The 12,617-nt window shown below is 34.9% G+C and carries 7 protein-coding genes; 3 read left to right on the top strand and 4 right to left on the bottom strand.

Annotated elements, in window-relative coordinates; genetic code table 11:
* Nucleotides 1-43 precede the first annotated feature (43 nt).
* Complete coding sequence (locus tag PL77_RS19015; protein WP_044208896.1) at nucleotides 44-1,018, top strand: AraC family transcriptional regulator; 975 nt, start codon at nucleotides 44-46, stop codon at nucleotides 1,016-1,018.
* A 591-nt stretch (nucleotides 1,019-1,609) separates the two neighbouring features.
* Here the strand turns inward: PL77_RS19015 and PL77_RS19010 are convergent.
* From PL77_RS19010 to PL77_RS19000, 3 genes are read right to left on the bottom strand one after another with little or no spacing between them, the layout of a single operon-like run.
* Complete coding sequence (locus tag PL77_RS19010; protein WP_044208893.1) at nucleotides 1,610-2,920, bottom strand: TolC family protein; 1,311 nt, start codon at nucleotides 2,918-2,920, stop codon at nucleotides 1,610-1,612.
* A gap of 2 nt (nucleotides 2,921-2,922) precedes the next feature.
* Nucleotides 2,923-5,955: an efflux RND transporter permease subunit gene (locus tag PL77_RS19005; RefSeq protein ID WP_044208890.1), complete on the bottom strand. Its 3,033-nt coding sequence runs from the start codon at nucleotides 5,953-5,955 to the stop codon at nucleotides 2,923-2,925.
* A 21-nt stretch (nucleotides 5,956-5,976) separates the two neighbouring features.
* Nucleotides 5,977-7,065 (bottom strand): efflux RND transporter periplasmic adaptor subunit, encoded by a 1,089-nt coding sequence (locus tag PL77_RS19000; protein WP_044208888.1) that lies wholly within the window; start codon nucleotides 7,063-7,065, stop codon nucleotides 5,977-5,979.
* 621 nt (nucleotides 7,066-7,686) lie between these two features.
* Here PL77_RS19000 and PL77_RS18995 point away from each other — a divergent pair.
* A complete protein-coding gene (locus PL77_RS18995; RefSeq protein WP_044208885.1) occupies nucleotides 7,687-8,205 on the top strand; it encodes a membrane protein in 519 nt (172 codons plus the stop codon).
* Between the two features lie 69 nt (nucleotides 8,206-8,274).
* On the opposite strand, the gene PL77_RS18990 is transcribed toward PL77_RS18995, so the two are convergent.
* Complete coding sequence (locus tag PL77_RS18990; RefSeq protein ID WP_044208882.1) at nucleotides 8,275-10,278, bottom strand: OmpA family protein; 2,004 nt, start codon at nucleotides 10,276-10,278, stop codon at nucleotides 8,275-8,277.
* 158 nt (nucleotides 10,279-10,436) lie between these two features.
* Here PL77_RS18990 and PL77_RS18985 point away from each other — a divergent pair, with 158 nt between their 5' ends.
* Nucleotides 10,437-12,494 carry a DEAD/DEAH box helicase gene (locus PL77_RS18985; RefSeq protein WP_371199245.1) on the top strand — a complete coding sequence of 686 codons (2,058 nt, stop codon included), beginning with the start codon at nucleotides 10,437-10,439 and terminating at the stop codon, nucleotides 12,492-12,494.
* Nucleotides 12,495-12,617 lie beyond the last annotated feature (123 nt).

Genomic DNA, 12,617 nt, shown 5'->3' with positions numbered 1-12,617 from the left:
ATGTGTGAAATTTTAATTCAAAAACAATTATCATTTTAAAAATATGGAAACCTCTACACTTTCTACTGTTTTAAATCAATGGGCTTCAGTTTTTAATGGAAAGGTGATCAATACTACTGTTCACTTTAACAATGAAAAGGCAAAAGGAACAATTCAAGGCTATAAAAGTACAGAGTATCTTGAAATCCTAAAGTTTGATTTTGATTTGTATTCCGATCTAATTTTTGAAGCTTCTCCTAAAACTCAAAATAAAGAATACATAGCATTGGTGTTAGGTAACCCAATTTCAGGTAAGCTTCATCCTTCATCGGAGAATGATGAAGCGGCTTTTGAATTCAATGCTTTAGGTGCATTTTGTGTGAATTATCAGTCCAATTTAGAATGGAAAGTAAGTAAGGGAAAGGCAAGAAAAATGATAATTATCCGTATTAGAAAAGACAAGTTTGAACAGTACATAAATAAATCGGAGAAGTTGACGAAGAAATATAGCTTCCATACTTCCTTTTATTTACAGGAACGTTTTACACCTCGCATGATCGAAATTTTTGATCGTTTCTTTTCAATCAATAAGACTGATTTATTTGCCCTTGAAATGTCTGAAGTCTATGCGAAATATTTGATATCAGAGTTTTTCAGAAAAATTAATGAAAGGGAAGAAGCCCAACAAGTACGCGAAACGGATTTGAATGTTCAGCCTGTAATGAAGACAAAAGAAATTTTGGAGAAAGTTATTGATAAACCTGTATTAATCGATGACCTAACAAAGGAAGTAGGATTGAGTGAAAGTCGATTAAGAGTTTTATTTAAAGAAGTATTTGGGACGACTATACATCAATATCATCAAGATATCAGATTAAATAAATCAAGAGAATTATTGTTGAAAAGTAACAAAACCATGTCAATGATTGCGTCAGATTTGGGGTATTCCAGTTCAAGTCATTTTTCAATGGTCTTTAAGAAAAGGTTTAATATTTCTCCCAAAGAGTATAAAAAAGATCCAGAATATATTTTAGCCTAGAATCAACTATTTACTTTTTATCTTAAGTTCAATAGAGTATTTTACTTTGTTGAACTTTTTACATTTTTTAGAGTAAAGATGAACGGAAAACGTATTTTTGAAGGAGGTATTTTTTAAAATTAAATAGAAAACTTAATTAAAACAAAAAATATGTTAAAAAAACGAATGTAATATTCCGCACACTTTTGTGGACAATAAAATATCTTTTACATTAGTGTTACAATAATACGTAAGAAGACGACACCGTTTCAGTCATAATCTTCTTAGTATCAAATACGCTGGAATTTTTTATTACCTTATGATTTTTTTATGCTATACATATGCACCTTCATGTGCGAATCTTGACTAATCCTCCTCATTCATTTTATTGTATGACTTTCTCCATTTTTAAAGCAAAAAAGGAGATTAGAGAAAAGGTTATTATGTAGTGATCATAGTACTATTGTTAGTCATTTTTATGAATTACAAGTTACTTTATTTAAATTGTCATCCCGATAATGTGAAGTGGGATGACTTTTTTATGCTTTACTCTTCTACAAAAAAAGGAGCCAACTCTCGCTGACCCCTTCACTCATCTAATACATCACTTCATTACTTGGATTGATATAAATCGCCGCTTGCTTTTTCGATATTTGTACAAGCTACTTTGTATTTTACCTTAGCATCGATATACTCTCTGTAAGCAATCTGCCAGTTTACTTGAGCATCTGTGACCTCGATGATAGGAGACAATCCATCTTTATAACGATCAATGATCATATCTAAATTTTCATCCGCCTTTGCCAAAGAGGCATTGGTTAACTCAACTCGCTTTGCCGCTTCATCTAATAGATACATTGCTTCATTGATATCTAGAATGACCTGATCTGTCACTTTTTCTCTATTCAAAACAGCAATTTCAGACTCTATTTTTCTAGCAGCTAATTCTCTTTTCTTCTTTCCCGAATGATAAATGGGAATCGAAAAGCCTGCACCTGCATAGTAATTTCCTTCAGGGGAGTTGGCCAATTGTGGACTTGGTGCACCGTAAACTCCTTTTGCAAATACATGAAGATTGCCTTTGTATTTTGAAGCAGTTAAATCAGTATTAGCATGCGTTGCTTTTACTTCCGCAATCGACTGTCTGATTTCAGCTCTTTGTCCCAAAGCTCTAGTCACTACATCATTGGTATCGAATATGAATTCTGAAAAGTCTACTGTATCTTCTACTACAGTCGAAGAAATAATCTCTTTTCCCATCAATCTGTTTAGGTTCATAATTGAGATATTGTAGTTATTTTGTGCTTTCAATACTTCAAGTTCTGCTTCATTAAGCTTTACTTCAGCCATTAAAAGATCATTTCTACTTACGATTTCAGCTTCATACTTGTTTTTAGCAACATCTACTAACGTTTGTACTGATGTTTGATACTGACGAGCCAATTCTAATGCTTCCTTATCTCCAACACTTTTCCAATACAACTGATCAGCATAAAATAATAATTCAGAACCAGTGTAATCACGATGAGCAGAAGCAATTTCCTTTTTCATCTGAGCCAATTTGATAGAACTCTTAATTCTACCACCAGTATAGATATCTTGTTTGATAGTGATATTGGCATTGTAGTTATGATGAACCGGCAACCATTCCCCGATCGGAGCATTGCTAGGCTTAAATCCAGTCGGATCAAACGGGCGGCCAGTATAACTGTAACTTGCGCCAGCATCAATTCTTGGCCCTTTATCACTATTTGCTACTTTAATGTACTCATCAGCAGCACTGATTTGCTTTTGAGCAGATTGGATATCTTGATTATATTCTAAAACTTTTTGTCTATAATCTTTTATTTTCAATACTTCTTGAGCTTGTACATTAAATGTAAAATAGAAAGCAGTGAAGACGAATAAAATATATTTTTTCATGACTATTGAGCCTTTTTTAAGTTGAAGAAAATCGCGTAGAAAATTGGAAGTACTACCAGTGTGGCAATTGTTGCGGCAAATAAACCTCCCATAATTGCGGCAGCCATACCTCCGAATAATGGATCTGTGATGATCGGTGCCATACCTAAAATGGTTGTTGCTGCTGCCATTGATACTGGAATTGTTCTTGATAGTGCCGCCATGATCAATGCATCATACTCATTCAAACCTGCTTCCATTTCTATCTCCACTTGTTCTACTAAGACGATGGCATTTTTAATTACCATACCTACGAGACCTAGTAGACCTAAGATGGCCATGAAGCCTATAGTTTGACCGAAGACTTTCATTCCTAAGATGATTCCCACCCAGATCAATGGTAAAATCGCGATGATGGCTAACGGCTTTCTAAATCCTTTGAAAAGAATGATCAATACGCCTAACATCAATACTGCAGCAATTGGAAGGGGTGCAGAGATTGCCTCATTGGATTGTTGTTGGTATCTCTTAAGACCATCCCAGAAGAGTGTATATCCTTCCGGAAGTTCCATGGCCTCAATGATTGGTACAATCTCATTTTCTACCTCAGGGCTTTCATATCCCATCACCACATCACATTGTACAGCGATCATTCTTTGACGGTTGAATCTCCATACCCAATCCTCTTCGTATTTGTATTCATAGTCGTCAACGATTTGATCAAGTGTCACCATTTGTCCTTCATCAGAGAAGACAGGCATTGTACCTAGGTTACTGTTATCGTAATTCTTTCTTGTTTTTTCTTTGACAAGAATTGGCATTCTTTTGTCTCTTTCTCTGTATTCACCAACCTGAACACCTTCACGTAACATTCTAGTCGCAGTAGCGATATGCTCTTTTGTAACTCCCAATCTTCTTCCTTTTTCTTCAGAATAAATTGGTTTCCAAATCGGAGTCTTTTCACGCCAATTGTCTCTGACATTTTTAGCTGTTTTCACATGAGCAATTCTACTTTTTGCTTCTTCTGCCAATTCTCTCAACACTTTTGGATCTGGACCCGTGAAACAAGCTTCGATATCTGCTTTTGGCGTTGGTGCAGCTTTAAATAATTGGAATACGCTGATAGCATGTGGTAAACTGTCTTGAGCAAATTGCTGTGCTCTTTCCATTACTTCATTAGACATCGATGGGTCTTTCACTTCGACTAAGAAAGAAGCAAGGTTTCTAGTGCTACTCCATGACACTGAAGCGAGGTAATATCTTGGAGGAGTACTGCCGATTGTGATCGATACTTTTTCTATCTCATCTTGTCTCAATAAGAAATTCTCCAGTTTTTTAGAATCCTCATAAGTGAAATCGATAGGAGTGTCTGTCGGTAACCAGTAATCCACTTTGAATAAAGGTTTTGACACAAATGGGAAGAAACTTTGTTTTACTGAATTTCCCCACATGGCAAACCCAATAAATACTACGATTACTCCACCTAAACTGATCCATCTGTGTTGAATTAACTTTTCAATTAAACGTTTGAATGATTTAAAAAACACATTATCATAAGGATCACCAGCTTCTTTAGGCTCTTTCAACATGAAATCACCATAAACCACTGTTTGTGTAAGGGCGAATACCCAGCTCAATAACAATGAGATCGACAATACATAGAATAAAGGTTGGATTGTCTCTGCAGTATCATCTGTTGCTAATGCCAATGGAAGGAAAGAGAAGATAGCGATAAAAGTCGCACCAAATAATCCCCATTGTGGGATAGAAGCACCTTTGATTAAGGCTTCTTTTTTCTTCACTCCTTTTTTCATGGCGTTGATTGCATTGTCAGCCACCACAATGGCATTATCCACTAACATACCCATGGCAATGATGATTGCGGCAAGTGTAGTTCTGTTAAGTGTCAGTCCAATGTATTCCATAAATACAAGGGTTGTTACAATTGCAAACACCAAGCTTGAACCGATCAATAAACTTGGACGAACACCCATCGCAAACATTAAGATCAAGACTACGATCACTACTGACATTACTAAGTTGTCAATGAAATCCATATTGGCCTCTTGAGCCACTTGATCTTCATGGTAGATACCCACAAGTTCTAAACCTACAGGAATTGTTCCTTTTAATTTTTCAAGTTTTGCATCTACTTTTTCACCTGTTTCTACAATGTTCAATCCTGCTTCATTCGAGACTGCAATACCGATAGCAGGTTGACCACTTACTCTCATTAGTACATCGGCAGGGTCTTGGAAACCTTGTTTTACTGAGGCAATGTCTTTTAAACGGAACTGCTGTCCATTTTTACCTTTAATAATTAATTCTTGAATGTCCTCGATACTTGTAAAAGAGTTTGTAGCATCTACTTTCAGAGAAGTTCTTCCTGAATTAAAAGTACCTCCTTGAACAATTTTATTATGATTTTCTATTGTTTGAAATACAATCTGAGGGCTAACTCCTAAATTGGCTAATTTTGTTTGAGAAATCTCTACATCAATTACAGGTTGTTGTGCACCATAAAGTTCTACTTTTGCAACCCCTTTGATTGGTTTTAAACTCTTTTGGATATAAATCGCATAATCTCTCAATGTTCCTGGATCAATTCCATCTTCCGCCTTTAGTGCATAGTACATCCCCAGCACATCACCGAAGTTGTCATTGATGTTTACAGGCCCTGCACCTTCAGGTAGATTGATTTCTGCGTCTCTTACTCTACGTCTGATTTCATCCCATTTCTGTTGGAGCTGATCAGGGTCAAAATTAGGAACAATCTCAACATCTATTTGAGACAGACCTCTTCTAGATTCTGATTTGATTTGTTTTAAGTAACCTACTTTTTGAAGTTCTTTTTCAATTACTTCCGTTACTAATTCCTCAACTTCCCACTGAGTAGCACCAGGATATTCAGTAGTAATGATGACCTGTTTGATGGTAAATGGGGCATCTTCTTGTTTACCAAGACTGAAGAAAGATTGAACACCCGCTACAAGCAATACAACTAAAAAGAAGTGTATTACTTTTTTATTTTCAATGGAATACTTTGCAATACTCATGATATATGTCTTTGATGTTGATTATTTTGAAGAAGTTGGATTGAAATCAAGCACTCTCGCTTTTTGACCATCTTGAAGTAAATTAGCTCCATATTCTACTACCAATTCACCTGATTTAAGACCACCAAGTATTTGTATTTTATCTTTATCAACTAACTGCCCCAGACGTACTTCTCTTTTGTTCACTACCTTTTTCGTAGGATCAAAAACCATCACTGAAGGCTTTTTATCAGCCCCTTTTTGAAGGATAGAGTAGACTGGGAGTAAGATCACATCACCTCTAGAAGTATTTCTCTGATCCATTTCTACCGTCACCTGACACGCCATACCAGAACCGACAGGTGTCGTTTTGATCATCTCTTTTGTAGTCGTCAAGTATAGGAAAACTGGGAAACCTGTCGCCCCTTCAGAACGAGCACCAATTTCTTTTAGCGTAGCATCAAAAACTACATTAGGGTAAGCATTTAATTTTACTTTAAAGCTTGTGACATAATCAAAGTAACGAATGAAGCTTTCAGGAATCGTAAATTTCACTTCAATCGCAGAGAAATCTAATAAGCTTGCAATAGGTTGTTTTGCAGCTACTTCCTGATAATTTTCTACTAATTTTTTAGAGACAACCGCATTAAAAGGAGCGTATAACTTTGTATCTTTCAACGCATTTTCGGCATCTTCAAACTCAGATTTTGCGATTAAATAAGCCGCTAATTTCTGGTCATATTCATTTTGCGGAATAGAACCTTTTGCTAGCAAACCTTCATATCTTGTTTTTTCTGACTCTGCTTGAATAAAACGAGCCTTTTTTGCTTGAACATTTATTCTGAAATCACGAGGATCAATTTCTGCAATTAGATTTCCTTTTTTAATATGTTGTCCTTCTTCAGCACTTAATTTTATAAGTGGACCACCCACTCTAAAGGATAAGCTAGACTCTTTGGTCTCTTTAGTTGTAGCACTGAATGTTTTATTTGAAAGATAATCTGCTGTAGTTGTAGTAATAACTTTTACAGGTCTAATTGTTTCTTGTTTATTTTCAGCTTGTTCATCGCAAGAAAATAAAAGTGAGAAAACAAATAGGAGAGAAAGTGAATGTATAATATTCTTTTTCATATCAATTAAGTGAGTTATCTGTATTAATGATTATGTTTTCTTATACGGTGCAAATCGAACGAATGATTAGTAAATTGTGTTAATAACAATGAACCTTACATATTTCACTTATCAACTGGAATTAATTATTAAATCCAATTAGAATATTAAAACCACATTTTCATTTTTCTGGATTTAGAGATTTTACCACTTTGTAATCAGAACTGACTTTTATTGATTAATCACTTTCGGTCTAAGAGGTTGATATAAAAAACACCTTATACTATTGTATAAGGTGTAAACTAGTTAAAAGGTAAAGAATAATAGATCAACTAATTTCTATGCAGTTCTACACTAAAAGCTTAATTTATGGTGTAAATATAACGATAAGGAAACGATGTTGCTAAATTAAAATAGGTAACAAAATTTAAGTGACATCCATAATGCAGGTTACATTTTTTGGCTTGATAGTAAATGGATTACTTGAATAATTTTCATTGTTATTCTTTCTATGTCATAAGATTGATTTTGACGTTTGGTATTAAAAATAGATTGGGTAGTCGTATAATATCCTTTTTTCCGAATTGATAATTTTGTAATATTGCACGAAATTATTTAGACTAATTCTAATTTAAACTAAACATGGCAAAGAAAAATACTACCGCTTACTGGATGCGAATTATTCACCGTTATCTTGGATTTTTTTTAGCAGGTATTATGGCTGTTTATTCATTCAGCGGCATTATTTTAATCTTTAGAGATACTGACTTCTTAAAGAGGGATTATTACTTCGAAAAGACAGTTGATGCCGGACTTGAGAAAGATAAGATCGGAAAGGCAATTGGTGTTAGAAGACTTAAAGTAAGCAAAGTTGAAGGAGACTTGTACCATTATAAACAAGGTACATATAATGTAAAAACAGGTGAAGCAAAATACACTTTGAAAAAGCAGCCTTACATGATTGAGAAGATGAATCATATGCACAAGGCAACTTCGGGTGATCCGTTATTCTTTTTGAATATCTTTTTCGGGGTATCGTTATTCTTTTTTGTGCTTTCCACATTTTGGATGTTTGCACCGAAAACGAAAATCTTCAAGAAAGGGATGTATTTTACATTGGGAGGAATTGCATTGACACTCTTTGTTCTATTTTTCGAATAGAAAATATATAATGAAAAGTTGTATTGAACTGTTTATATTCTTTGAATTAGGCATGACAATACAACTTTTTTAGTACACCTCACCTAAAGTTGTAATTTTAAACTCAACTCGTCGGTTTTGTTTTCTCCCTTCTTCTGTTTCATTACTGTCAATAGGTTCATTTTCACCTTTTCCTTCAACAATAAGTCTAGAGGCAGCTATTCCTTTTTTAACAAGATAGTTCTTAACTGTTTGAGCTCTTTTTTCACTCAACCACTGATTATAACTTTCTTTCCCTTGATCATCTGTATAGCCTGTTATCGTCACTTTCTCAATAGTAGTTTCTGATCTTAGAAGTTCAACGATACGATCCAACTCATCATGAGATGTTTTTTCTAAATAGCTGCTGTTGGTCTTGTAAAAAATATTTTTCAAAACAAGTGTTGCAGTTTCTTCTAATGGAACAAGTAAAAGGTTTTGTATAGCATGCACCTGGTCTTTTTGATCTCCCAGGTCAATATGTTCACTTTGAGATAGAAACCCTGTAGATTGTGCTAAGAAAGAATAAGATTTTCCTAAAGGTAAAGTTATATAATACGTACCTGTTGTTGCGTTAGAGTAAACGGTTCCCACTTCTTTTTGCGTTTCAAGGTCAGTATAAACTATTTTAGCATTTAAAGGAGATTGATTGTCTTTGTTCATTACTTTTCCAGAAATCACTGCTACAGGTTCTGGAGGTAACAAAATTGGTAGTTTTACACTATAGATATCAAAATTTCCTTTTGTATTTCTTCTGGAGAAAAAGCCAATATCACCTGTAATTGGTACACAAAGATCTGTTTCATCACTCTTTGTGTTGATCAAGGATCCTAGATTTTCAGGTGAAGACCAGTTGGTCCAGGTATCATCTAATCGTCTTACTGCAAAAAGGTCGCTACCTCCAAAACCACCATGACCGGTAGAAGCAAAATATAATGTTTTTTCATCACTGGAGAGAAAAGGAGATGTCTCTTTCCCAAGTGTATTTATGGTATTCCCAAGGTTTTGTGGAGCAGACCATCTACCTTCTTTATCTTTAAAACTCACATAGATATTACTTTCATTTTCAGACCGATGATCAGTGAGAGACATCAACATTACTTTTCTACTATTGGACAGAAAGAAATCAGATTTTTGTTTTAAGAGTTGAAAATTTGGAATAATGATTTGCTCTTGTTCTATCCAAGTAGAATCGGAAAGTTCCAAGGTTGAAAGGTGAAATTCTGAACCACTACCATCGATAACTGAAAGTGCGGTAATTCCATCTGGACTTATCGCTGTGATGTATTGTTGCAAAACATTGGTGGAAGAATCAATTTGAACAGGCTGTGCATTCCACACATTTTGACTGTCTAATGACGCTTCATACAAGAGAGGTTTCCCATTAATGCTTCTTGTAAATAGTAATTTTTGACCTCTTATATCTAGAGTCGGTGTAAATTCATCATAATCGGTATTTAGCGTATTGTTCAACTGATGCGTCATGACAGTAGGAGCAATAAGTTGACTTACTTCTGGTAAAATAGCAATAGATTTTGAAGAAGTAGAGACCCCAACGGCATCAATACCGCATTGTCTTATAGATGATTTTGCTTGTAATCGTATTCTTATAGCTTTAATTCCAGCTGTGTTTTTCTTAATAAATAAATTGGAAATACTCCCACCATCTTTTACATAAGAAGGTACTTGGTCGTAAACGATTGACTCTATGTTATTTGCATCGATGATGGTGACTTCCTGAATAGCATTATGATAGAAGGACTCAGCAATGATAATCTGATTGACATTGGGAATAGGTAAGCCAAAGCCAACGGTAATTTCGGCACTTTCATCTTCATCAGAAAGCCAAGCTAAAGGGTTCTTTTGAATAGAATTGGGAACATTGGGTTTTCCTAGGGCTTGTGTAGCTCCAAATGCAACGTCACTGTATTGTGTAGAATAGTGAAAGACCGTATCGGCCCAAAAAATTGTTTGAGCATTAGAACAAAAAGAAAACACCCAAACAAAGATGATTGTTAGAGGAAATGATATGAAATATCGTTGATTTAATGTCATAGTATTACAATTATACGACATTTAAGAAAAAATCACTAGACCATCACTAATCTGTATTTCGTTAATAATTACATTTTATTCATTTATTTTTAATAATAAATCTATTTGTTTTTTGATTATCCCTTTAACTTTGTGTCTGAAAACATTAATACATCATAATGAGTAATTCAAAAAGACTTTATATAGTCAGACACGGTCAAACAGCTTACAATACAAAAAGAATTGTACAAGGAAGAAAAATTGATGCTGACCTCAATGAAAATGGTCAAAAGCAAGCTTCACTTCTATTTGACGCTTACAAGAAGTTTCCTTTCGATAAATTGTATGTGACCTCATTAAAAAGAACTCATCAAACTGCAAAAGGATTTATCGATGCAGGTTTGGACTATGAGATCATGCCAGAGTTTGACGAGATGAATTACGGAGATTATGAAGGTAATTCTATTGACGATCATACGATTGATGGAATGACCGTTCAAGATATTTCTGATGAGTGGGAGAAAGGCAACTTCGATTGTTATCCAAAAAATGGTGAACAATTGATGGACGTCTTGAGAAGAGAGGCAGAAGGATTGGAGAAAATCATGAAAAACGAAAGCGAACGCAATGTGATGATTTGTATGCACAGCCGTTCTATTCGAGTTTTCTTATGTCTGTTATTGGACATGGATTTCGATCAAATGAAAAATTATGCACCTAAAAATACAGGTGTAACGACTATAGAATACAACGAGTACACTGGTGAATTTAAGTTAATTGAGTTTAATAATGTAGATCATTTAGGAGGAGATCCTGAATTGACTCATTTGCCTCAAAAACCAGGTTTGGAATTAGAAGTTGAAAAAAAAAACGCTGAAAATGACGAATTAGGTTTTCGCCGCTTTAAGCTGAACAAACAACTTTACAACGCTTGTGATGATCAAGGGTACTCCACACCAACTCCTATTCAAGAAAAGGCAATTCCTTTAGTTTTGGCAGGGCATGACCTTTTTGGTATTGCCCAAACAGGTACTGGTAAAACAGCCGCTTATTTATTGCCTTTATTATTCAAAGCAAAATATGCTCAAGGGAATGATCCTAGAGTTTTGATTTTGGTGCCTACTCGTGAGCTTTCTATTCAGGTAGGCAAAGAAGTGGAGAAGCTTGGTAAATATACAGGACTTCGTCATGCAGTGGTTTATGGTGGTATTGGACCCAAAACACAAATTGAAGAAGTTGAAAAAGGGATCGATATTTTAATTGGTACTCCGGGTAGAGTCATGGACATCTATTCAAGAGGGAAATTAAAAACGAAACAAATCAAGTATATGGTCTTGGATGAAGCCGACCGTATTATGGATATGGGTTTTATGCCTCAGATCCGTCAGATGTTGGAAATCATTCCTCGTAAGCGTCAAAACTTATTATTCTCTGCTACAATGCCTGATATTGTAGTCCGTTTGAGTGAGGAATTTTTAGAATTCCCTACTAGAGTGGAAATTACACCACAAGCGACTACAGCTGAAATGGTAGATCAATACGTTTACTATGTGCCTAACTTCAGAACAAAACTGAACTTGTTAGAATACCTTCTGAATGAAGATGATGAACTTTCAAGAATCATTGTTTTCGTGAAAAAGAAAGATCATGCAAATGGTATTTTCAAGTATTTGGAGCGTAAAATTGAAGGAGAAGTAAGAGTAATTCATGCTAACAAAGGGCAAAATGCTAGAATTAATAGTATTGAAGCCTTTAAAGATGGAAATATACGTGTATTGGTAGCCACTGACGTTGCTGCTCGTGGTTTGGATGTGAGTATGGTTTCTCATGTGATCAACTTTGATGTACCGGTTATGTATGACGATTATGTACATAGAGTAGGTAGGACAGGTAGAGCCAACAATGAGGGGACAGCCTTTACTTTCTGTAATCAGGCCGAAAAATATCACCTGAAAAAAGTTGAAAAACTGATCAATAAAGATATTCCAGAATTGGATTTGCCGTTGGATATTGAAATTTCTGAAACGCCAAAAGATGAGGCGAAAGAAATGGCGATGGAAATCGATATTCAAAAGAGAAAAGAAGATCCAACGTTCCAAGGAGCCTTCCATGAGAAGAAGAAGAACAAAGATAAAGTAGATAAGAAGCGAAGATTAAAAAATAAAGCCTCTATCGATAAACAAAGAGCAAGTGGTAAAGTAAGTGCTTACATCGGCTCCGGAAAAAAGAAAAAATAAAGGACAGCCAACTCAGCAATGAGTTGGCTTTTTTTCAACTGTTTAAAATATACAATTTTCTCCATTTTTACTGACTTACTTTTGTTATAAGTAACAAGACGATATTATATGTGATCTAATATT

The organism is Flammeovirga sp. OC4 (assembly GCF_000812565.1).
Taxonomy (GTDB): domain Bacteria; phylum Bacteroidota; class Bacteroidia; order Cytophagales; family Flammeovirgaceae; genus Flammeovirga.
The sequence above is the reverse complement of the archived record's forward strand: the minus strand, read 5'-3'. Positions and strand labels throughout refer to the sequence as shown.